The following is a 21,845-nucleotide window of genomic DNA, read 5'->3' on the forward strand; positions in this document are numbered from 1 at the left end:
GCCACGGCAGCGCAGTGGTTCTCAAGGAGGAGATATGGCCAAGGTTCCTGACAAGACCGGACCCGCGGAAGGACTGGACCCCACACTTCCTTCGCCGGCCGTTGACGACGCCGCACGGGAGGCTGAAGAGCGGAACTGGACTCCGGCCAAGATCGGGCTGTGGATAGCAATTTCGTTGCTGGGTGCGGTGGCATGGTTCATGCTTGCGCTGGTCCGGGGCGAAACCGTGAATGCGATCTGGTTCGTTTTCGCCGCGGTATGCACCTACCTGATCGGCTACCGGTTCTATTCCAAGGTTATTGAGCGCTACTTGCTCAAGCCCGATGACCGGCGCGCCACTCCTGCCGAATACAAGGCCGATGGCAAGGACTACGTCCGCACTGACCGCAACGTGCTCTTTGGTCACCACTTCGCCGCCATTGCCGGTGCAGGTCCGCTGGTGGGACCCGTCATCGCAGCCCAGATGGGGTACCTGCCAGGCACTATCTGGATCATCATCGGCGTCGTTCTTGCCGGCGCAGTCCAGGACTACCTGGTCATGTTCTTCTCCATGCGCCGCGGCGGCCGTTCCCTCGGCCAGATGGCACGTGAAGAGCTGGGCGTCATTGGCGGAACGGCGGCCCTGGTAGCCACGCTGCTGATCATGATCATCATTGTGGCCATCCTGGCGCTTGTGGTGGTCAACGCCTTGGGAGAGAGCCCCTGGGGCGTCTTCTCCGTGGGGATGACCATCCCCATCGCGCTGTTCATGGGTGTCTACCTGCGCTTCATCCGGCCCGGCAAGGTGATGGAAGTGTCCATCATCGGCTTTGTCCTCCTCATGGCTGCCATCATTGGCGGCGGGGCAGTGGCCGGAACCGAATGGGGTGCGGCCTTCTTCCACCTGGACAAGGTCACCATCGCCTGGGGCATCATCGTTTACGGCTTCATTGCCGCCATCTTGCCGGTATGGCTGCTCCTGGCGCCGCGAGACTACCTCTCCACCTTCATGAAGATCGGCGTGATCGTGATGCTCGCCCTCGCCATCATCGTGGTGCGGCCCGAAATCAACGTCCCGGCGTTCAGCGAGTTCGCCAGCCGCGAGAACGGTCCGGTCTTCTCCGGTGCGCTCTTCCCGTTCCTGTTCGTCACCATCGCCTGTGGTGCCTTGTCAGGCTTCCACGCCCTCATTTCCTCCGGCACCACGCCCAAGCTGATCGAGAAGGAACGGCAGACCCGTTTCATTGGCTACGGCGGCATGCTGATGGAATCCTTCGTGGCCATCATGGCCCTGGTGGCTGCCATTTCGATCGACCGTGGCATCTACTTCGCCATGAACGCACCCCTTGCGCTCACCGGCGGAACGGTGGAATCCGCGGCGCAATGGGTCAACAGCCTCGGCCTGGCCAACGTGAACATCACTCCCGACGTCCTGGCCCAGACAGCCAAGGACGTGGGCGAGGAAAGCATTATCTCCCGTTCCGGCGGCGCACCCACCTTGGCGGTGGGCCTGGCGCACATCATGCAGCAGTTCATCGGGGGGCCCGGCATGATGGCCTTCTGGTACCACTTCGCCATCATGTTCGAAGCGTTGTTCATCCTCACCGCAGTGGACGCCGGCACGCGTGTTGCCCGCTTCATGCTGCAGGACTCCATCGGCAACTTTGTTCCCAAGTTCAAGGAAGCCTCCTGGCGTCCCGGTGCCTGGCTGTGCACCGCCATCATGGTGGCAGCCTGGGGTGCGGTGCTGATCATGGGCGTGACGGATCCGCTGGGCGGCATCAACACTTTGTTCCCGCTGTTCGGGATTGCCAACCAGCTCCTGGCCGCAATCGCTTTGGCCGTGTGCATGGCCATCACGGCCAAGAGGGGAGTGTTCAAGTGGTTGTGGATCGTTGCTGTGCCGCTGGCCTTTGCCGCAGTGGTGACCATCACGGCCAGCTTCCACAAGATCTTCTCGCCGGTTCCGGCAGTCGGTTACTTCGCCAACAACCAGGCGTTCTCCAAGGCCCTGGCTGATGGCAAGACGGAGTTTGGCACCGCCAAGACCGTGGCCGCCATGGAGGCGGTGGTCCGGAACACCATGATCCAGGGCGTGTTGTCGGTCATCTTCGTGACCCTGAGCATCTTCGTGATCGTGGCGGCCCTGCTGGCAACCATCAAGGCCATTCGTGCCGGTGGCGGACAGGACCATGAAGACCCCGCCGTGCCCTCCAAGGTGTATGCGCCCGCGGGCTTGATTCCCACAGCCGCGGAGAAGGCACTGCTGGCCGAGTGGAATGCCCTGCCTGCGGAGAAGCGAACGCAACCAGCCGGACACCACTGATGAACGCCGTGGCCAAAGGGCTCCGCGGGTTCGCTGCGTACATGGGCTCACTCATGGGGGCGGATGCGTACCGGAAGTACCTTGAACACTTCAACGCCAGTGGTCACGCCGGTCCCGCCATGACCGAGCGTGAGTTCTGGCGGGACCGCATGGACCGGCAGGACAGCAACCCCCAGGGGCGGTGCTGCTGAGCGGAAACCAGGTTTCGCTACGAACGAAGTCCAAATTGAGGGACCGGACGGCGGTTCCGGGGAACCCCATGAGAGTATGAACGAATGAGCGATCTGAACAACATTCAGCCCACGGATGACGCTTCGGATGACACCCCCGTGGAGGGAACCATGCTGGAAGAGGGCCTTGAGACGTCCCCTGCTCAGCAATCGGGCGGGGGAGAGTCCGGGAAGACTGCCAAGCCCAAGGGTGGGAATCTTCACGAACTTGTTGACGAGCCGGCCAAGGTCATGAGGATCGGGACCATGGTCCGCCAGCTCTTGGAGGAAGTTAAGGCCGCTCCTTTGGATGACGCTGCCCGTGGGCGCCTCGCCGAAATCCACGAGCGCTCCATCAAGGAACTCGAGGACGGGCTCGCGCCCGAACTTATTGAGGAGCTGGAGCGCATCAGCTTGCCTTTCCCTGATGAAAAGGCGCCCTCGGATGCTGAGCTGCGTATCGCCCAGGCGCAACTGGTTGGCTGGTTGGAGGGCTTGTTCCACGGCATTCAAGCGGCGATCGCGGCCCAGCAGGCTGCCAAGGAACATGCCGCGGCACAGATGCAGCTTCGTCAGCTCCCGCCGGGGACCATGATTGCTCCGGGAATCGTCATCGGCGAGAATGGCCAGCCGCAGCGCGCCGCTGCCCCGGGAGCTCCCGGTGCTGCTTCCCAGCACGGCCGGCCGGAAGACCCCGATCACGGTCCGGGTCAGTACCTCTGAGTTCCCAGGTGGGTTTCTTTGGGGCAGTCCGCCAAGGACGAAAAGACGATCTGGAGCTTGGCAAGGGGTTGTGGCGCCGCGCGCACGACCGTTTCCACCGTGGCCTGGATCGGTACCACCAGGTCCTCGAGGGCGTCGATGACGACCAGCTCTACAACGAGCTGGTGCAGATCGCGAACGAGCTCGCGGAGTTGTCGCCCCGTGTCAGGACCATTTGCGTGGAGGCGCAGAGGCGCTCGCCCAGTGATGGGCTGGATGTCCCCGGGGCTCTGGCGGGAGTACACCGGGCGTTGTCGAAAGCCGGAAATTCCCTCGCCACCACTGCCGAGGCTGCTGCCATGTTGAGGTTGGCGGTGGGGCCTGTTCCAGTGGGTGCGCTCTCCGTCCGGCGGCGTGCGGAGTCAGTTTTCGAGCAGGTTGCTGATGCGGAGCGTCTGCTCGCTACGGAGTAGGCCGGAGAAATAAGCAGCGCGTGCGCAACTACACGCGTGCGCCGATATTCCTCAGGTGCAAGAAGTTAAGCGCATAGCTTATATGCGTAACAAACCGAGCTTTTGGGAGCTTCTTGCTGGCAGGATGGCAAACATGACTTCGTCACCAACACTTACTTTCAACGACGGCAACACCATCCCCCAGCTCGGCTACGGGGTGTGGCAAGTTGAAGACGATGTAGCCGAAAAGGTAGTACGCCAAGCGTTCGACGCCGGGTTCCGCCACATCGATACCGCCAAGATCTACGGCAACGAGGCAGGCGTCGGCCGCGCCATTGCTTCCTCCGGCCTCTCAGCCGAGGACATCTTCATTACCACCAAGCTGTGGAACGCCGACCAAGGCTACGAATCCACCCTGGCTGCCTTCGAGGAGTCCATGGACCGCCTCGGCCTCGAGACGCTGGACCTGTACCTGATCCACTGGCAGCAGCCCAAGCAGGAAAAGTACGTTGACACCTGGAAGGCCCTCATCGAGCTCAAGAAGCGCGGCCGGGTCAAGTCCATCGGTGTCTCGAACTTCACCAAGGAAGGCCTGCAGCACATCATCGATGAAACCGGCGTTGTTCCGGCCATCAACCAGGTGGAGCTTCACCCCTTCTTCAACCAGGCCGAGCTTCGCGAATTCAACGCGTCCAAGGGCATCCTGACCCAGGCCTGGTCCCCGCTGGGACAGGGTGGCGAGCTGCTCGAAAGCGCCACGGTTGCTGAGATTGCCGCCAAGCACCAGGCAACCCCCGCCCAGGTGGTCATCGCCTGGCACCTGGCCATCGGCAACGTGGTCATTCCCAAGTCCGTCACCGAGTCCCGCATCCAGGAGAACTTCGCGGCGCTCAATGTCACGCTGGACGCCACGGACATCGAGGCCATCAACGGTCTTGACCGCGGTGCCGAAGGACGCATTGGACCCGACCCGGCAGTCTCCGACTTCGCCTAGAGCCGAAGCCTGGTCATCAGTGCCCCGTCCCCCTCGCCGGGGGCGGGGCACTTGCCGTTAACGCACGACGCCGGCACCCGGCGTCGTGACGCACCGCACCAAAGTCCGTGGTGAAATTGAGCAAACCCAGCCCACGAAGGACGGAACTTGCATGGTGGTCTTTGACGCCCTGGAACGGCAGATCGTTGCTGCGCTCCAACTTGATCCCCGCTGCCCCTGGCGGAAAATGGCAGCCGTCCTGGGCGAGGCGGAGCGCACCGTCGCCCGACGGGGGTCACAGCTTTTGGAGTCCGGTGCCGTCGCGGTGGTGGGTATCCGGCCCCAGCCGGCCGTGGTCCTGGTACAGATGCGCTGCCTGCCCGGTACGGTGCGGGCGGCAAGCCATGCCCTGTGCCAACGGCTGGACACCACCTTCGTGTACACCACCACCGGTGCCGGGGATTGCGTGGCGGAGATCCTCACCGAACCTTCACGCATGGGCGACGTCCTCTCTGACGGGTTGCCTGCCACCATCGGCCTGCGTGACTCCACCAGCTACCCTGTGCTCCGGTACTTCCGTACAATCCGCGGCTGGCGGCCGGAAATCCTCGGCAATGACAAGGCGGAGGCGCTCCGCTCCAGCCTCACGCCGGACTCAGGCAGCCTGGTGGCGCGGCAGGATCTCAGCCGTCAGGACCACGAGATCGTGGATGCCCTCTGCGCTGATGGCCGGATGAGTTTTGAAGCATTGGGCCGGCGGGTCGGCGTTTCGGAAGCGACAGCCCGGCGCCGCACCGACTGGCTCCTGGCCAACAACCAGGTTCACCTGCGCGCGATCGTCGAACCGGCATCCTTTGGGCTGGACGTCGAGGCATTGCTCTGGGTCCGGGCTTCTCCCCAACATGTCGAACAAGTGGGCCGGAGCCTGGCTGAACTGCCCACCGTCCGCTATGCAGCGGCCATTGCCGGCGACTACCAGATCATGGCGGATGTGACGGTGGAGGACATGGCCGCCCTCTACCGCTTCATCACCGACTCCGAGTGGGCGCAGCATGCGGTCACGGTGGATGTCTCCATCCTGCTGGACGCAGGAAAACGCGGCGGCCGGGTTATGCGTTCACGGTAGTCAGTGGCTCCCGGGCCGGGGTAACAACGGGCGCGACGGCGGCGTAGCCGGTCTGCTGTTCGAAGGCGCGGCCATACCGGAGCAACTGCATGTCCGTGTAGTGATTGGTGGCCAGTTGCAGCCCGATGGGGAGGCCGGAAGGTCCAAAGCCTGCCGGCACGCTGAGCACAGGCAGCCCCGTTGCCGACAACAGACAGGCCGAGCGCATCCAGTCCAGATACGTTTCGGAAGGCACCCCGGCAATGTCCGCCGGGTACCGCTGCGAGGCATCGAAGGGGAGGACCTGGGCACACGGGCTGGCGAAGAGGTGGTACTGCCCAAAGAATGACTGGACGCTTTGTTCCAACCGTGTTCGGGCCGCCGCGGTCTCAATCAGGTCCCGGACAGTGAGATCGAAGCCCTTCCGGACGTTCCAATGCACCTCGGGCTTGATGACGTCTCCGGCGCGTTCCAGGATCGGTCCCAGCCCTGCGGCGAAGTCCATGGCCCGGGTATTGCCGAACACGAGGTCTGCCTCGCTGAAATCGGGGGTGGCTTCTTCCACGATTGCGCCCAGGCCTTCGAAGACCTCCAGTTGCCGTTCGAGGTGTTCCAGAATTTCGGGATCCACGGGAACTCCGATTCCGAAGTCCCTGGACCAGCCGATCCGGACCCCGCGCATGTCCGCCTCGAGCCCTGCCCGGAAAACGCCGGGATCCAGAACCGCAGGGTGCGGAACGCGGGAATCCTTGCCCGCAGTCACGGACATGAACAAAGCGATGTCCTCCACGCTCCGAGCCATGGGGCCAGTCCTTCCCAACCACGCGTAAGCGTTGACGTCGGACGGCATGGGGATCACCGCCGTCGAGGGCCTGAAACCCACCACGTTGCAGAAGGAGGCCGGGATGCGGAGCGAGCCGCCCATGTCGCTGCCGTCGCCAATGCTTTGGACGCGGGATGCGACGACGGCGGCCACCCCACCACTGCTTCCGCCGGCGCTGAGGGTGGGCGCGTAGGGGTTGGTGGTGGTACCGAAGAGGTCGTTGAATGTGTGGGAGCCGGCTCCGAACTCGGGAACGTTCGACTTTCCGGTACTGACCACGCCGGCCGCCTTCAACCGCGCGATGATGAGGTCATCGGCGTCGGGAACGAAGTCGCGCAAGGCGAGCGAGCCCTGCGTGGTGCGCATTCCAGCGGTGTTGTTGGTGTCCTTGTGGGTCATCGGCACACCGTGAAGCGGCGGCAGCTCTGCTCCCGTTGCGGTCATCTGGTCCGCACGATGCGCCAAGGCCTGGGCACTTTCGGCGTCCAGGGTGACCACTGCATTGACCACGGGGTTGACCGCGGCGATCCGCTCCAGGTGATCGGCCAGGGCTTCGCGTGCCGAGATCTTCTTGTTGCGGATCGCTGCGGAAAGTTCGACGGCGGACAGCTCGCCAATGGACTCGGGCATGGTGCTCCTTTGCTGGATGTGTACTGCTTGAAGTGTGCCGCGTCACACCGCGCTGCCGGAAGCCCATGCGAAGCGAAACAAGGGTATGACGGATTCGGCCATGATTCAGGCTGATTCCGTCAGCTATTGAAGGTGATCAGGCTCATAGTCAAAGGTGTTGGTAACCCCACGGCCGATCCGGCTGGTGGGAATGGATTTGCCCCATTGCGCCACACGCCGGACAACGTCGTCCGGAGGTGGAAGTGCTGCGGGGCACACACCGGAGGTTTCCATGCACCGACTCCTGGCCCAACAAGCGGCCCTGCAAGTGCCCACCGAATCAACCGACATCATGTCCGTCGCCAACAATCCCGTCCTGTGGATCTGCGTCGCCGGCGTCTTCGGCGTCATCATCATCCAGTCCGTCATCTTCATGAAGGCGGCCAAGCGCGCGGCACCATCCGTGGAGATGAGACCGCAGGACATCAAGACCTCGTTCCGTTCCGGTGCGGTCTCCGCAATCGGACCTTCCTTGGCGGTGTCGCTCGTAGCCATTGCCCTGCTGGGCCTCTTTGGTGCTCCCGCAGTGCTCTCCAGGATCGGCCTCATCGGTTCAGCAGCCTATGACGTATCGGCCGCCGGCATTGCCGCAGGCTCCATGGGGGCCAAGCTCGGCGATGCCAGCTATACACAAAGCGTCTTCGCCGTGGCCTTCTTTGCCATGAGCATTGGCGGTGCCATGTGGATGCTCGCCACCCTGATCCTGACCCCACTGCTCCGCAAAGGAGACGCCAAGATCCGCTCGGTAAATCCTGCGGCCATGGCCATTGTTCCGGCCGCTGCCCTGATTGGAGCTTTCTCTTGCCTGGGCTTCACCGAGCTCCCCAAATCCGGTGTCCATGTGTTGTCGTTCATGGTCTCGGCCGCGGTGATGGGCCTGTGCCTGCTGCTGGCCAGGAAACTCGGCAAGAGCTGGCTGCGCGAGTGGGGGCTCGGATTCTCCATCGTCATCGGGCTGGGAGCCGCCTACCTCGCCGTCGGCGCGTGATCCCGCCTGCGTGATCCCGCCTGCGTGATCCCGTCCCCGTGATCGCGCTTCCGGTCAAAAGCCTTGATTCTTGAGCACGAAAGGAACACCCTCATGTCCTCCATCACTTCCGCTCCTGCCAGTACCAGCAGCTCCACAATGGCTGATTTCAACCGCACCACCTCCCGCTGGGGCCAGATCACCATGATCTGCGGCCTGCTGATCTCGGTAGCCGGGCCACTGTTTCTCGTCTTCGCCAGTGGCCTGGACATAGGGCCCGCGCAACTGTGGATCGCTTTCGCCGCAGTGGCTGCAACCTTCGGCATCATCTGGATCGTTGAGCCCCTCACCTACTACCCCATCCTTGGCCCTGCAGCGATGTACCAGGCCTTCATGATCGGGAACATCTCCAACAAACTCCTGCCCGCCGCCCTGATCGCCCAAACCAACATCGGCGCCAAGCCAGGCAGCAAGCGCGCCGAGCTGGCCGCCGTCGTCGCCATCTGCGGGGCGGCGGCAGTACACCTGATTTCGCTCGCCATTTTCGTGGGCCTCCTGGGCAGCTGGCTGATCAGCGTCATCCCGCCGTCGGTGCTGCTGGGGACGCGTTCATACGTGCTGCCCGCCGTCCTTGGCGCGGTGCTGGTGCAGGCCATCGTGTCCCTGAAGCAGCCCCGCACTACGGTATTCGCCCTGCTGGTCTCAGCCGTGGTCGTGTTCGTGGTGTTGCCGCTGGTGCCCTCGCTCGCCATGGTCTCCACCGCCATCGCTGTCCTGGGCACCATCTTGCTGGGGTGGTTCTTCCGCGGCAAGACATCCTTCATCGAAGCGAAGCCGATCCACATGGAATAGCACCCTCCAGCGCCGCACGCAGCAGCCCTAGAAACCACCCAGGAAGACAGGCCAATGACCCAGACAGCCACCGCCACCGCACTCGCCACCGCCACGCCACTCGATGCCGAACAGACCGCCAAACTGCACTCCCTGTACCGGCACCTGCATGCGCATCCGGAACTGTCCATGCAGGAGTTCGCCACAGCAGGATTGATTGAAGATCAGCTGGACGAACTCGGGATCGAGCACTTCCGATGCGGTGGGACAGGGGTTGTGGGCATCCTGAGGAACGGCGACGGTCCGGTAGTGGCGTTCCGCGCCGACTCGGACGGGCTTCCCATCGAGGAAGCCACGGGGCTGGATTACGCCAGCACGGACACCGGCACCCTTCCGGACGGCACGGTGGTGCCCGTCATGCATGGTTGCGGGCACGACACCCATGTTGCGTCTCTGCTGGGTGCCGCTGAAGTCCTCGCTGGCAACCTGGAGTCCTGGTCCGGCACGCTGGTACTCATTTTCCAGCCCGGCGAGGAAACTGCAGCAGGAGCACTTGCCATGCTGGACGATGGCCTGTGGGACAAAGCTCCGCGTCCGGAGGTGGTGTTCGGACAGCACGTCATGCCCCGGCCTGTGGGTACTGTCGCGATCTCCAACGGTCCGGTAGCCGCCATGGCGGATTCGCTCCGGGTGACGGTCCACGGCCAACAGTCCCATGGATCCCAGCCGCAGGACTCCATCGATCCCATCGTCATGGCCGCGCACATGGTCACGCGGCTCCAAGGGATAGTTTCCCGGGAACTTGACCCACGCAAGTCCGCCGTCGTCACGGTGGGGACCTTCCACGCAGGACTGAAAGAGAACATCATCCCCGCCTCGGCCGAGTTCACGCTCAACATCCGCACCTTCGACGACGACGTCCGCGGACAGGTTCTCTCCGCCGTTCGCCGCATCATTGAGGCAGAGGCCGCAGCATCCGGGGCGCCGGCGCCGGTCATCGAGGAAATGTACCGCTTCCCCCAATGCTTCAACGACCCCGACGCCGTCCCTGACGTGGTTGAGGCACTGCGGCTGGCGTTGGGGACTGAGGCAGTTGAAATCACTCCGCCCATGATGGGCAGCGAAGACTTCGGGCACTTGGGCACCGCTATCGGGGTCCCGTCAGTGTTTTGGATGTTCGGCGGTACCCCTGCCTCCGGGCACGAAGGCCCCGGCCCAATTCCCGTCAACCATTCGCCGTTCTTCGCCCCGGAGTTGGAAGGTTCGCTGGCCGGAGGAGTCGCGGCCGCCGTCGCAGTGTTGATGTCCCGGCTGGGAATCCGGTGCCCTTGATCCGGCGCACAAGATCCGGCGCCCTTGATCCGACGCAGGGCCAAACCTGGGGGCTCGGCCTAGGATGGGCGCATGGGGGATACCGAGGATCTTTTTGACGGGCCGGCATCTGCATTGCCGGCAGCGCTTTCGAGCAAGGCTGTGCTGAATCGACGCACTGCCGGGTACTTGCCGGCGCAGGAGGAGGGAAACCCCGTGAGGCCGCTGCCGCGCCGCTCACCGATGCGCTCCCCGCGCAGGTACACGGCCAGGGTTTTACGCGGACTCACGGCCGCACCTCCAGCTTGGAAAAGCGCGGTACCAAAGCGACGTCGCGGCCCACTGCCCTGATGGCCTGCATGGCAACGACGACGGAGACTTCTCCGCCGGCTTCGAGACGTACGATGGTTCCCCGGGTGACGCCCAGTTTCACGGCGAGATCCCGCTGCGTGATTGCGGCTTCTTTGCGCGCATCTGCGATGGACCTACCTAGGGAGGCGGCATCGACAGCCCGGCCCACTTCCTGAAATGTCCTATATCTCGAACATTTTGCAAATTACGGTAAATGTTCGATATTTCCAACATCACCTCTGCCGCGGGCGCCAGGCTTAAAAAGCGAAAAGCCCCGGACTACCCAACAAGGGTTGTCCGGGGCTTGGCCCGAGCTTCCTATCAGAATCGAACTGATGACCTTTTCATTACGAGTGAAACGCTCTACCGACTGAGCTAAGGAAGCACCGCGTCCATCCCCGGTTTCCCGGCGATCACGCAAGACATAACTGTAATAGAGGCACCGCACCCGGGTCAAAACGAGGGCGGTGGCGGCAGTTGCGGGGATGTTCACTCACGCGTCGGGCCGGGTTCAGGCGGGCGTTTCCCTGCCGCCGGAAGCTGGGGAATCAACTGTGGCGGGTACACCCGCCACACAGACAAGCCAAAGGAGCCGCTCAATGACCGGGGACGCATTGACCAGGGACGCCAGCCACACCACCAACCGGCTGCGGCTGGCGGTAGTGGACATGGTGGGTACCACCATCACCGATGACGGCCGCACGGAGCGGGCCATGTCGCGGGCATTGGTGGAGCACGGCGTCGAACCGGGCAGCACCACCTTCGCGAGCATGCTGGGCTATGCCCGGGACACCATGGGCTTTTCGAAAATGACCGTGTTCGGCCACCTTTTCGAGGATGCAGCGGTGGCAGCCAGCGCCAACAAGGTCTTCGAGAAGGCCTACGACGAAATGATTGACGACGGCGGCGTCCGGGCCATTCCCGGTGCTGAGGACACCATCCTGTGGATGCGTGAGTCCGGGATGCAGGTCTGCCTGGCCACGGGCTTCGGCAGGCATACGCAGAACATGGTTTTGGAATCCCTGGGGTGGATGGGCCTGGCGGACTTGAGCCTGTGCCCGGCGGATGCGGGGCGCGGGCGGCCCTACCCGGACATGATCCTGACCGCCGTCCTCGCCCTGGACCTTGACGACGTCCGCGAGGTGGCCGTGGTGGGCGATACGAGCTCGGACATGCTCTCCGGCGTCCGTTCAGGAGCCTCCCTTGTTGCGGGCGTCCTGACAGGATCCCACTCCGAGGCGACGCTGCGCGCGGCCGGCGCCACCGCCGTCGTGGATTCCATCAAGCACCTCCCGCTGCTGGTGGAGAAGCGGGAAGCCAGCCGCCTTTAGCAGGTGAGGCCGTCCTGCGGCAGCTTTCCGTCCACAAAGTACTCGTCGACGGCGGTGCTGACGCACGAGTTCGAGCGGCCGTAGGCGGTGTGCCCCTCGCCTTCCCACGTGACCAGTGAGGCGTTCTCCAACTGCTTCCGCAGCGACTGGGCCCACTCCAGGGGAGTGGCAGGATCGCCGGTGGTGCCTACCACCACGATCGGAGCGGAGCCCTTGTAGTCAACCGGTGCAGGGGTCCGGGTGTTTTTGTACGGCCAGTCCTTGCAGTTGACTCCGCCGTAGGCAAAGAAAGCGCCGAAGGTGGGGGAGTCCTGGATCAGTCGGGCTTCCTCTGCGCGCATGCCTGCGGTGTCAGTGACCATGGGGTAGTCCAGGCAGTTGATGGCTTGGAAGGCAAAGGCGGAGTTTGAGCTGTAGGTGCCGTTTGGCTCGCGGTCGGCGCCAAGGTCAGCGAGCCGCATCATCTGGGAGGCGTCGCCGGAGAAGGCGCTCTCCAATGCCTGGGTCAGGGCGGGCCAGCTTTGGTCGTTGTAGAGGGGGAGGATCAAGCCGTTGACGAAGTCGTTGCCCGTCACCAACCGGCCGTCCTTGGCCGTTTGTGGGTTCTGGTCCACGGCGTTGATGAGTTCACGGATTTCCTGGACCCCGTTGTCTACGGAGCCGCTGAGCGGGCACTGGTTCTGGCCCTGGCAACTGGCCACGTAGGTGCGGATGGCCCGTTCGAAGGCCCGGGCCTGCCCGGCCGTCAGTTCCTCGTTGCTGATGGAGGGATCCACGGCACCATCGAGCACCAGATGGCCGACGTTGTCCGGGAACAGTGTTGCGTAGGTGGATCCCAGAAAGGTGCCGTAGGAAAAGCCCAGGTAGTTGAGCTTGGCGTCATTAAGCACCGCACGCAGGACGTCCAGGTCCTTGGCCGCACTGACGGTATCGATGTGCCCCAGGACATCACCGGTCTGCTCCGAGCACTGCTGCGCGAAGGACTTGTTGAAAGCCAGTGCAGCTTCCAATCCTTCGTCCGTGTTTTTCCGGAAGACCTTTTCGCGGGCAGCGTCACGTTCGGCGTCGGTCATGCAGGTGACAGGAGCGGAGCGTTTCACACCGCGGGGATCAAAGCCCACCAGATCGAAGTTGTTCTTCAGCTTTTCGGTGAAATTGGTGTTGCCCGCATCCTTGAGGTAATCCACGCCCGAGCCACCGGGACCACCGGGATTTACCAGGATGGACCCCTGTTTGTTGCCGGTGCTGGCCAACTTGATGACGCCGAGCGAAATTTCACCATTGCCAGGGTTGGCGTAGTCCTTGGGTACCTGGACTTTGCCGCACTGGAAGCCGTTTTCGCAAGAGCTCCACTCCACCGGCTGGGAGTAGAACTTCTCCAGGCCCTTGGGTGCAGAAGCTGCGATGGACGGATCAACCGTGCTGGTGGACGGCTTGGCCGTAGGCGCCGGAAGGAACGGCACAGTGCACGCGCTCAGAACCAGCGCGGCCGCAACGGCAACACAGGCAGCCACGAAGCCGCGACCGGCCCCACGCTTGGCGGACCGGTCCCTTGAGGGGGCACCGGCGAACCGGCGGGGTGCGGACGTCATGGGGTTCTCCTATTGCTGGATGAGGCTCGTGGCCATGGACTCGACCGCCAACAAGGGAGCCACGTTGGTGGTGGTGATTCGGACACGGGCTTTGTTGATGGCATCCATCCGGGCCAGCGTGGTTTCCGGGGTTGAACTGCCGGCGTAGTCTTCCAGTTCGCTCTTGAGCTCAACGTTGACCAGCTCCACGGCGTTCCCCAGCTGGATGATCAGCACGTCGCGATAGAAGGACAAAAGATCCGTCAGGGTACGGTCCAGGGAATCGGTAATGGACCGCTTGGCCCGCCGTTTCTGGTCGTCCTCAAGCTGTTTGACCTGGCTGCGCATGGAAGGGGGCAGAGTGCCCGACTCCGGAGCGCCCAGGCTTGCCAGCAGCGCAATCTTTTCCGCGGCATCGCGTTCGTCATTGGAGCTGTTGGCTTCCTCGGTGGCGATCTTCACCAGCTTCTCGGCCATCATTACCGCTGCCGTGACGCCCCGCAAACCCAGCGGAATCCTCACCGTATCCAGCCGGCGCTGCCTGGCATCGGCGTCGCGGGCCAGCCGCCGTGCGATGCCGATGTGGCTCTGTGCAGCCCGGGCTGCGCGGTCAGCGAGTTGACGTTCGACGCCGTCGCGCCTCACCAGGAGATCGGCGACGTCGGAGGCAGGCGGGAGACGGAGGCTTACCGGGCGGCACCTGGAACGGATGGTGACCAGGACGTCGGCGGGGGAGGGAGCGCACAGCATCCAAATGGTGCGGGGCGTCGGTTCCTCGATCGCCTTGAGTAGTACGTTGGTGGTCCGCTCGGCCATGCGGTCCGCGTCCTCCACCACGATGATGCGCCAGCGGCCAGTGGCAGGCCTGTCGCCGGCTTTGGACACCAGTTCCCGGGCCTCGTCGATGGTGATGGTGACTTTTTCGGTCCGCACGAACGTGACGTCGGAGTGGGTTTCGCCAAGGATCGTGTGGCAGGCCGCGCATTCTCCGCAGCCGCGAAGGGTTACATCATCCTGCTGGCAATTCAGGGCAGCGGCGAAGGCCTTTGCTGCGTTGGAACGGCCGGATCCGGGAGGACCGGTGAACAGCCAGGCATGGGTCAGGCCGGTTTCACCCTGAGCCGCCTGCTTCAATTGAGCCACAACCGGCGCCTGCCCCTGGAGGTCGTCCCAGACACTCACGGACGGTCGCCTGGAACAGTTTCGCCGGTGCGCAACACAGGGTTCACGGGTTCACCATTGCCGTGGCCGGCCAGGAGTGATTCCACCCGCTCCAGGATCTGCGCTGCGAGTGTTTCAATATCGGCGTTGGCGGGCAAGACAAGGTAGCTCGAGGGAGCGGCCCCGGCACGTTGCAGGAAAGCCTGGCGGATGGCGGAGTGGAACTCATCAGGTTCGGACTCCAGCCGGTCTTCCGTGGCGTCCCCCGCGGTCCGCCGTCGGCGGCCGTCGGAGGGGTCGACGTCGAGCAGTACCGTCAGGTCCGGGTGCAGGCCTTCCGTGGCCCACTGGTTCAGCGCAAGAACTCCTTCGGCACCCAGGCCGCGTCCGGCACCCTGGTAGGCGACGGAGGAGTCAATGTAGCGGTCAGTAATGACCACAGTTCCCTCCGCGAGGGCCGGACGGATCACCTGGCTTGCATGTGCGGCGCGTGCAGCAGCAAACATGAGGGCTTCGGTGCGGGCATCGATCGTGCCGTGCCCGTGGTCCAGGACCAGGGAGCGCAACTTTTCACCGATGGGAGTGCCGCCGGGTTCGCGGGTACGCAGCACGGAAAGTCCCCGCGACTGGAGGGTCTCAGAGAGCCGGGCCGCCTGCGTGGACTTACCCGCTCCGTCCCCGCCTTCGAAGGCGATAAATAGACCTGGGCTCTGAATACTCACCCGTCTAGCCTACCGAGCTTCACTGACTTCCAAGCGCGTCATGCCTTTCATCCACAGCCTGCACCCCTACTACGCTGACACCATGAGCCTTTCCGATCAGCATGCCGCCGAATTGTCGCCGGAAACCGTGGTTGTTGCAGCCGGCCGCCCGGACCGCGCCCACGATGAGCCGGTCAATCCGCCCATCGTCCTGTCCTCCACATACTTCGGAACCGGCTCCCTCAGCGACGGTGACCGTGGCTACGGACGCTACGCCAACCCCACATGGGATCCCTTCGAGGACGCACTGGCCAAGCTGGAGGGTGCCACCCTCCCCGGCCTGCTGTACGCCTCCGGCCTGGCAGCAGTCAGTTCGGCACTGTCCCTGGTACCGGCCGGGGGCGTCGTGGTGATGCCCTCGCATAGTTACGCCGGTTCGTTGGTGATGGCAACGGAGTTGGCAGAGAAGGGATTCCTGGAGCTGCGAACGGTGGACATCACGGACACGGATGCAGTGAAGGCCCTCATCAGCCCGGAAAACGGCAAGGCAGCCGATCTCCTCTGGCTGGAAAGCCCCACCAACCCCATGCTCGGCATCGCCGACATCCAGGCACTGGCAGATGCCGCGCACGCGGTGGGCGCAATCGTGGTGACGGACAATACCTTCTCAACGCCCTTGGTGCAGCAGCCACTGAGCCTGGGTGCCGACGTCGTACTTCACTCGGTGACCAAGTACCTGGCCGGACATTCGGACGTCGTGCTGGGCGCCTTGGTGACCTCCAACCCGGAACTGCGCGCCACGCTCCTGCATCACCGGATCATCCACGGCGGAATTGCCGGACCGTTCGAGGCCTGGCTCGCGCTGCGCGGCCTCCGCACGCTGGCGCTGCGGATTGAGCGCTCGCAGGCCTCGGCGGCAACCCTCGCCGAACGGCTCAGCAGCCACCCGCGCGTCGAAACAATCCGCTACCCGGGCCTGCCCGGCGATCCCGGGCACCAGCGCGCCAAAGCACAGATGAAGGGCTACGGGTCCATCCTCTGCATCCAGATTGCCGGTGATGAGCAGCGCAGCGGTGCCGACGCTGCGGACGAACTGGTCCGCGCCCTGCAGCTCTGGCTGCCTGCAACATCCCTGGGCGGTGTCGAATCACTGATTGAACGCCGACGCCGGCACACGGCCGAGCCGCTGAGCGTCCCGGAGAATCTGGTCCGGTTGAGCGTTGGGATCGAGAACATGGAAGACCTCTGGTCCGACCTTGAGCAAGCGCTGAAGTCGCTGGACATATAGGCTAAAGGGCGTGGACGGAAAACTCTTGATCAGCTTTGTCACCAGCGGGATCTACTTGATCCTTGGGCTGGTGGCCCTTGCCTTGGAAGTGTGGGCCTTCGCGGACTGCCTGCGCCATCGTCCGACGCTCTTCGTGGCTGCTTCCAAGCGGACCAAGACGTTTTGGCTGGCCCTCACCGGGGTTGCCCTTGTGATCGGTGCACTGGCTCTGTGGGGCGTCGGTGGCAGCTTGAATCTCTTCGGCATCGCAGCCGTGACCGCGGCCTGCGTGTACCTCGCCGATGTCCGTCCCGCCCTGCGCGAGGCCGGCAGTGGCGGCAACCGCAATGTGGGCCCTTACGGTCCCTGGTAGAAGGCTCTACCTGGGCGCCACCGCGTCCCACGCCACTGTCACTTCACCGAGGCGCCACCGCGCCGGACCATCCTGAAGCGGCCACCCGGCGTCACGCAGTGAATGGCACATGGCGGTCCATCGCTGCCGGTTCCCGAACGATGCCAGCGGGGCCGCCTCCAGCCAGGCCTTGTCCATCGCCTGGAGGAACGCGTGGATGGGTTCGCCGGGAACGTTCCGGTGAATCAGGGCTTTAGGCAGCCTCTCAGCTATCTCCGAAGGCAGCTCGAAACTGCCGAACCGCACCGAAAAACTGAGGCTCAATGGGCGCTCGGAGTCCAGGGCCACCCACGTGACGCGGCGGCCGATCTCATCGCACGTGCCGTCAATGAACAGTCCGCCCGGCGCGAGCCGCGACTGCACCAGATGCCAGATCCCGGCGACGTCGGCTTCCTCGTATTGCCGCAGCACGTTGAAGGCGCGGACCAGCACGGGCTTTCCCGGCACCGGAATCTCGAAACCGCCCACGTGGAAGCTCAGCCCGGGCCGCTCGAGAGCCATGGCGCTCCGGACCCGCTCCGGTTCAATCTCGATGCCGCAGAGCCGCACATCCGGACGCACGGCCTGCAGCCGTTCGAAAAGTTCAACCGCTGTGGTGGGCGAGGCGCCATAGCCCAGATCCACTACAAGGGGGTCGACGGCGGTGCGCAGCCGCCAAGACTGCGGACCGGCGAGCCATCGGTCCAAGCGGCGCATGCGGTTGGGGTTGGTGGTACCCCGGGTGATGTTGCCAACCGGCTTGCCGCCCCTGCTTCGGGGAGAGCCCACCCGTTCCGCCTTTTGCACCACGGCCACCACTTTATCCTGCAACCCGGGGTCACTTATGGCCCCTTGAGGGCTTTCAAAGGGGCCATAAGTGACCCCGCGTTGCTCTTCGTAACGCCGGGCAGGCAACGGAACCGCTCAGCTAGGATGAAAACCATGACTTACAAGCTGATTCTGCTGCGCCACGGCCACAGCGACTGGAACGCCAAGAACCTGTTCACCGGTTGGGTGGACGTTGACCTGAACGATCAAGGCCGCAAAGAAGCAGTACGCGGTGGGGAACTGCTGGTTGAGAACAACATCCTCCCGGACGTCCTCTACACCTCGCTCCTGAAGCGGGCCATCAACACTGCCAACATGGCGCTGGACAAGGCCAACCGCGGTTGGATCCCCGTCAAGCGCGACTGGAGGCTCAACGAGCGCCACTACGGCGCCCTGCAGGGCAAGGACAAGGCCCAGACCCTCGCCGAGTTCGGTGAAGAGCAATTCATGGAATGGCGCCGGAGCTACGACACCCCGCCGCCGCCCCTGTCCGACGACAGTGAATTCTCCCAGGCGCACGATCCCCGCTACGCGGATCTCGGCGACGCCCTGCCGCGCACCGAGTGCCTTAAGGACGTCCTTGTCCGCCTGCTCCCTTACTGGGAATCGGACATCAAGGAAGACCTCAAGGCGGGCAAGACCGTCCTGGTCACCGCCCACGGTAACTCGCTGCGGGCCCTGGTCAAGCACCTGGATGGCATCAGCGATGAAGCCATTGCAGGACTGAACATCCCCACGGGCATCCCGCTGGTGTACGAACTGGACGAGGACTTCCAGCCGGTCAACCCCGGTGGAACATACCTGGACCCCGACGCAGCAGCGCAGGCCATCCTCGCGGTGGCGAACCAGGGCAAGAAATAATTCCTCCGCTGCTGCCGCGGCGACTGCTCGGTCGTCCCTCCCTTGGACGCAGTTCGCCCGCGGCACCTGCTACGGAGCTGGATTGAACGACGGCGGCCGGTCACTTTACGTGACCGGCCGCCGTCGTTTTTTTGCGGGTGAGGCTAGAAGCCTTCAGGCTGCCATTCGCCCGTCACCAGGTAGGTGACCTTGCGGGCAACCGAGACGCCGTGATCGGCGAAGCGCTCGAAGTAGCGGCTTGCCAGGGCAACGTCCACGGTGGTTGAGGGGCTCTCGCTCCACTCTGGGGCGGCGATGGCCTTGAAAACGCTGAGGTGGAGGTCGTCCACGGCGATGTTGATCTTGAGGATGTCCCGGGCCACTTCGAGGTCCCGGGTTTCCAGGAGCTCGATGACCTTGGCGGTGATCTCGATGTCGTGCTGGGCCATGGCCTTGAAGGTCTGGGTCAGCGAAGCGGGGATCACAGTAGCGGGGTAGCGCAGGCGGGCCAGCTGGGCTACGTGGCGGGCGAGGTCGCCCATGCGCTCCAGCGAGGCACTCATGCGCAGGGAACCTACGATCATGCGGAGGTCGCTGGCCACCGGACCCTGCAGTGCAAGGATGTCGATGGCGCGTTCGTCGAGGCTGTTCTGGAGGAAGTCGATCCGTGCATCTGCCGCGATGACGTCCTGTGCCAGATCCACATCGGCACCTTCGAAGGATGTTGTGGCCTTCGTGATTGCTTCGTGAACCAGCTTGGAGATCTCGATGAGGTCGTCACCTACCTGGGTGAGTTCCTCCTGAAAAACCTTGCGCACTAAGGCGTCCTTTCCTTGGAAATCCGGTTCCCGGGGGATGGGCCGGACTTCAAAACCATTGGCAGTCCAACCAGTAACTGTGTCAGGGCCCAGTGAACTGTTCGGCACCTTTAGATGAACGTTAGTTGAACCGTCCGCGTTTGGCGCCGGATCACTGCTTGCCCGTCTTTCCACAGCATAAGCTGGAGCCGTGGATCCATTGCTCATAGGTGTCGTCGCCGGCCTCGTTGGCTTGTCGTTGGGCGTCTTTGGCATGCTCGCGTTCAGGATCAGCGAACGTCAGCGGAGCATCGTGGACCTGGACGTTGCCGAGCCCCGCCTGCCTGAAGGTGCCGCCGAGGTGCTTGCCGTCGTCGGGCGTGCGTTTGTCGTAGTGGACGTGATCGACGGCGTCGTCCGTGCCAGTCCCGCCGCGTACGCCTACGGACTGGTCCGCGGGCACACCGTGGTGCACAAGCAACTGCTGGACATGACTGCCAAGGTACGCCGCGATGGCGTGATCCTGGAGGAGCAGTATGAGCTTCCCCGCGGTCCGCTGGGCAAGGGGACCATTGTGGTGCAGGTGCGTGCGGCCATGCTGGGCCAGGAATACATCGTCCTCCTGGCCGATGACCGCACCGAAATTACCCGTACCGAAGAGATCCGCAACGACTTCGTGGCCAACGTCTCCCATGAGCTTAAGACTCCCGTTGGCGCCATCTCGCTCCTTGCCGAGGCTCTTGAAGCCTCGCCGGATGACGAGGAAGCAGTGCGCCGCTTCGCCAAGCGCATGCACAAGGAATCCGGCAGGCTCGCAGCCTTGGTCCAGGACATCATTGAACTGTCCCGCCTCCAGGGTGCCAACGTTGCCCAGCAAGGTCACGCGGTGGATATCAACACTGTGATTACCGAGGCCGTGGACCGTTCGCAGCTGCCGGCAGAGAGCAAGAACATCCAGATTGTGGTGGGCGGCCACTCAGACTCGTTGGTCTTTGGCGACAGGGACCTGCTGGTCACCGCACTGCGCAACCTGATCGACAACGCCATCCGCTACTCACCCGAAAACACCCGCGTGGGGGTTGGCATCCGAACCCGGGAAGGCGTCGTCGCCATCTCCGTGACTGACCAGGGCGAGGGCCTGACCCCCGAGGACCAGGAACGGGTCTTTGAACGCTTCTACCGCGTTGACGCAGCCCGTTCCCGGCACACCGGCGGCACCGGCCTTGGCCTGAGCATCGTCAAGCATGTGGTCTCCAACCACGGCGGCGAGGTGACCGTATGGTCCCAGCCCGGCCAGGGGTCCACCTTCACCATCCGCCTTCCGGAAATGGAAGGCCAGGACGACGACGGCGGCCAGCCGGCTGCCGCTGCAACAGCGGTTTCCGCCGCGGAACTTCCGGCGCCAGGCGTCGCCGTCGAGCCCCAGCGGACCGTTCACCAAGCCAACAATGCGATTCAGCAAACCCCTATCGCGGGTCAACAAAGGGGCGCCAGCGGCGTCCAAGAGCAAGGAGCCAGCGCTTGAGCCGGATTTTGATTGTGGAGGACGAAGAGTCCTTCAGCGACCCCCTGTCCTATCTCCTGGGCAAGGAAGGGTTCGACGTCGAGGTAGTGGACAACGGCAGTGATGCCTTGGTGGAGTTCGACAGGAACGGAGCAGACCTGGTCCTCCTGGATCTGCAGTTGCCCGGCACCCCGGGCACCGAAGTCTGCCGCCAGCTGCGCCAGCGTTCCAGTGTGCCTGTGATCATGTTGACTGCCAAGGACTCCGAGATCGACAAGGTCGTAGGCCTGGAACTCGGCGCCGACGACTACGTCACCAAGCCGTATTCCTCCCGGGAACTCGTGGCCCGTGTCCGCGCGGTTTTGCGACGCCAGGGTGAACCGGAGGAACTCATCACCTCCACCGTCCAGGCCGGGCCGGTCCGCATGGACATTGAGCGGCACGTGGTCAGCGTCAACGGCGAACAGGTGTCGTTGCCGCTGAAGGAGTTCGAACTGCTGGAAATGCTGCTTCGCAATTCAGGTCGGGTGCTGACGCGTGGCCAGTTGATCGACCGCGTGTGGGGTTCGGACTACGTTGGCGACACCAAGACCCTGGATGTGCACGTGAAGCGGCTCCGCAGCAAGATTGAGCCCGATCCCTCCGCTCCACGCTACCTGGTCACGGTGCGTGGGCTGGGCTACAAGTTCGAGCCGTAAAGGCCTCCTGCCAATAACAGCTGCAACAACAAAGGAAGGGTCCCGCCGAGGCGGGACC

Annotated in this window: 24 protein-coding genes and 1 tRNA gene; 15 read left to right on the forward strand and 10 right to left on the reverse strand. The window is 63.8% G+C overall.

The features are described from left to right. The first annotated feature begins 34 nt into the window (after positions 1–34). The 6 genes from LDN85_RS04365 to LDN85_RS04390 all read left to right on the forward strand — a co-directional run bounded on the left by LDN85_RS04365 (position 35) and on the right by LDN85_RS04390 (position 5,767). Positions 35–2,305 carry a carbon starvation CstA family protein gene (locus tag LDN85_RS04365; protein ID WP_223944697.1) on the forward strand — a complete coding sequence of 757 codons (2,271 nt, stop codon included), beginning with the start codon at positions 35–37 and terminating at the stop codon, positions 2,303–2,305. Continuing rightward, positions 2,305–2,496 carry a YbdD/YjiX family protein gene (locus tag LDN85_RS04370; RefSeq protein WP_026542189.1) on the forward strand — a complete coding sequence of 64 codons (192 nt, stop codon included), beginning with the start codon at positions 2,305–2,307 and terminating at the stop codon, positions 2,494–2,496. Before LDN85_RS04365 ends, LDN85_RS04370 begins: the two co-directional genes overlap by 1 nt. An 84-nt stretch (positions 2,497–2,580) precedes the next feature. Then, positions 2,581–3,237: a bacterial proteasome activator family protein gene (locus tag LDN85_RS04375; RefSeq protein ID WP_223944698.1), complete on the forward strand. Its 657-nt coding sequence runs from the start codon at positions 2,581–2,583 to the stop codon at positions 3,235–3,237. Between the two features lie 8 nt (positions 3,238–3,245). Then, entirely contained in the window at positions 3,246–3,689 is a 444-nt protein-coding gene (locus tag LDN85_RS04380) for a hypothetical protein (RefSeq protein WP_223944699.1), read from the forward strand. A gap of 133 nt (positions 3,690–3,822) precedes the next feature. Continuing rightward, a complete protein-coding gene (locus tag LDN85_RS04385) occupies positions 3,823–4,662 on the forward strand; it encodes an aldo/keto reductase (protein WP_026542186.1) in 840 nt (279 codons plus the stop codon). A gap of 151 nt (positions 4,663–4,813) precedes the next feature. After that, a complete protein-coding gene (locus tag LDN85_RS04390; protein ID WP_026542185.1) occupies positions 4,814–5,767 on the forward strand; it encodes an AsnC family transcriptional regulator in 954 nt (317 codons plus the stop codon). On the opposite strand, the gene LDN85_RS04395 is transcribed toward LDN85_RS04390, so the two are convergent. Together LDN85_RS04395 and LDN85_RS04400 are read right to left on the reverse strand one after the other, a co-directional pair. Beyond that, positions 5,751–7,199 carry an amidase family protein gene (locus tag LDN85_RS04395; protein WP_223944700.1) on the reverse strand — a complete coding sequence of 483 codons (1,449 nt, stop codon included), beginning with the start codon at positions 7,197–7,199 and terminating at the stop codon, positions 5,751–5,753. The genes LDN85_RS04390 and LDN85_RS04395 overlap by 17 nt on opposite strands. Before the next feature lie 123 nt (positions 7,200–7,322). Continuing rightward, positions 7,323–7,472 carry a hypothetical protein gene (locus LDN85_RS04400; protein ID WP_175493464.1) on the reverse strand — a complete coding sequence of 50 codons (150 nt, stop codon included), beginning with the start codon at positions 7,470–7,472 and terminating at the stop codon, positions 7,323–7,325. On the opposite strand from LDN85_RS04400, the gene LDN85_RS04405 reads away from it, so the two are divergent. The 3 genes from LDN85_RS04405 (at position 7,471) to LDN85_RS04415 (ending at position 10,368) form a co-directional block, all read left to right on the forward strand. After that, complete coding sequence (locus LDN85_RS04405) at positions 7,471–8,226, forward strand: DUF5058 family protein (RefSeq protein ID WP_223944701.1); 756 nt, start codon at positions 7,471–7,473, stop codon at positions 8,224–8,226. The genes LDN85_RS04400 and LDN85_RS04405 overlap by 2 nt on opposite strands. A gap of 93 nt (positions 8,227–8,319) precedes the next feature. Then, positions 8,320–9,057 carry a hypothetical protein gene (locus LDN85_RS04410; protein WP_223944702.1) on the forward strand — a complete coding sequence of 246 codons (738 nt, stop codon included), beginning with the start codon at positions 8,320–8,322 and terminating at the stop codon, positions 9,055–9,057. A 54-nt stretch (positions 9,058–9,111) separates the two neighbouring features. Beyond that, on the forward strand, positions 9,112–10,368 hold the full coding sequence (locus tag LDN85_RS04415) for an amidohydrolase (protein ID WP_223944703.1): 1,257 nt from the start codon (positions 9,112–9,114) through the stop codon (positions 10,366–10,368). A 59-nt stretch (positions 10,369–10,427) separates the two neighbouring features. Here the strand turns inward: LDN85_RS04415 and LDN85_RS04420 are convergent, their stop codons facing one another. From LDN85_RS04420 to LDN85_RS04430, 3 genes are all read right to left on the reverse strand, one after another. Then, positions 10,428–10,637 (reverse strand): hypothetical protein, encoded by a 210-nt coding sequence (locus LDN85_RS04420; protein ID WP_223944704.1) that lies wholly within the window; start codon positions 10,635–10,637, stop codon positions 10,428–10,430. Then, positions 10,634–10,867, reverse strand: coding sequence for a helix-turn-helix transcriptional regulator (locus LDN85_RS04425; RefSeq protein ID WP_223944705.1), 234 nt, complete (start codon positions 10,865–10,867; stop codon positions 10,634–10,636). The genes LDN85_RS04420 and LDN85_RS04425 overlap by 4 nt, the downstream gene beginning before the upstream one ends. Positions 10,868–11,010: 143 nt before the next feature. Next, positions 11,011–11,083 (reverse strand) — tRNA-Thr (locus LDN85_RS04430). Positions 11,084–11,297: 214 nt separating this feature from the next. On the opposite strand from LDN85_RS04430, the gene LDN85_RS04435 reads away from it, so the two are divergent. Next, positions 11,298–12,029 (forward strand): HAD family hydrolase, encoded by a 732-nt coding sequence (locus tag LDN85_RS04435; RefSeq protein ID WP_223944706.1) that lies wholly within the window; start codon positions 11,298–11,300, stop codon positions 12,027–12,029. On the opposite strand, the gene LDN85_RS04440 is transcribed toward LDN85_RS04435, so the two are convergent. Genes LDN85_RS04440 through tmk form a run of 3 tightly spaced genes read right to left on the reverse strand, consistent with a single transcriptional unit; the run spans position 12,026 to position 15,483 of the window. Beyond that, entirely contained in the window at positions 12,026–13,621 is a 1,596-nt protein-coding gene (locus LDN85_RS04440) for an alpha/beta hydrolase (protein ID WP_091552816.1), read from the reverse strand. The genes LDN85_RS04435 and LDN85_RS04440 overlap by 4 nt on opposite strands. 9 nt (positions 13,622–13,630) lie before the next feature. After that, positions 13,631–14,782 carry a DNA polymerase III subunit delta' gene (locus LDN85_RS04445; RefSeq protein WP_026542177.1) on the reverse strand — a complete coding sequence of 384 codons (1,152 nt, stop codon included), beginning with the start codon at positions 14,780–14,782 and terminating at the stop codon, positions 13,631–13,633. Further along, complete coding sequence (gene tmk / locus LDN85_RS04450; protein ID WP_223944707.1) at positions 14,779–15,483, reverse strand: dTMP kinase; 705 nt, start codon at positions 15,481–15,483, stop codon at positions 14,779–14,781. The genes LDN85_RS04445 and tmk overlap by 4 nt, the downstream gene beginning before the upstream one ends. An 82-nt stretch (positions 15,484–15,565) precedes the next feature. On the opposite strand from tmk, the gene LDN85_RS04455 reads away from it, so the two are divergent. Next, positions 15,566–16,750 carry an aminotransferase class I/II-fold pyridoxal phosphate-dependent enzyme gene (locus LDN85_RS04455; RefSeq protein ID WP_223944708.1) on the forward strand — a complete coding sequence of 395 codons (1,185 nt, stop codon included), beginning with the start codon at positions 15,566–15,568 and terminating at the stop codon, positions 16,748–16,750. Between the two features lie 10 nt (positions 16,751–16,760). Then, on the forward strand, positions 16,761–17,102 hold the full coding sequence (locus tag LDN85_RS04460; RefSeq protein ID WP_026548402.1) for a DUF2516 family protein: 342 nt from the start codon (positions 16,761–16,763) through the stop codon (positions 17,100–17,102). Between the two features lie 6 nt (positions 17,103–17,108). On the opposite strand, the gene LDN85_RS04465 is transcribed toward LDN85_RS04460, so the two are convergent. Continuing rightward, positions 17,109–17,930, reverse strand: coding sequence for a class I SAM-dependent methyltransferase (locus LDN85_RS04465; protein ID WP_223944709.1), 822 nt, complete (start codon positions 17,928–17,930; stop codon positions 17,109–17,111). A gap of 132 nt (positions 17,931–18,062) precedes the next feature. On the opposite strand from LDN85_RS04465, the gene LDN85_RS04470 reads away from it, so the two are divergent. Then, positions 18,063–18,809 carry a phosphoglyceromutase gene (locus LDN85_RS04470; RefSeq protein ID WP_223944710.1) on the forward strand — a complete coding sequence of 249 codons (747 nt, stop codon included), beginning with the start codon at positions 18,063–18,065 and terminating at the stop codon, positions 18,807–18,809. A gap of 143 nt (positions 18,810–18,952) precedes the next feature. Here the strand turns inward: LDN85_RS04470 and phoU are convergent, their stop codons facing one another. Continuing rightward, positions 18,953–19,606, reverse strand: coding sequence for a phosphate signaling complex protein PhoU (phoU, locus tag LDN85_RS04475; protein WP_026548399.1), 654 nt, complete (start codon positions 19,604–19,606; stop codon positions 18,953–18,955). A 199-nt stretch (positions 19,607–19,805) separates the two neighbouring features. Between phoU and LDN85_RS04480 the strand changes: the two genes are divergently transcribed. Together LDN85_RS04480 and LDN85_RS04485 are read left to right on the forward strand one after the other, a co-directional pair. After that, entirely contained in the window at positions 19,806–21,110 is a 1,305-nt protein-coding gene (locus LDN85_RS04480) for an ATP-binding protein (protein ID WP_223945419.1), read from the forward strand. Then, positions 21,107–21,787: a response regulator transcription factor gene (locus tag LDN85_RS04485; protein WP_020608526.1), complete on the forward strand. Its 681-nt coding sequence runs from the start codon at positions 21,107–21,109 to the stop codon at positions 21,785–21,787. Before LDN85_RS04480 ends, LDN85_RS04485 begins: the two co-directional genes overlap by 4 nt. Positions 21,788–21,845 lie beyond the last annotated feature (58 nt).

The organism is Arthrobacter sp. StoSoilB20 (genome assembly GCF_019977295.1).
Classification (GTDB): Bacteria; Actinomycetota; Actinomycetes; order Actinomycetales; family Micrococcaceae; genus Arthrobacter; species Arthrobacter nicotinovorans_A.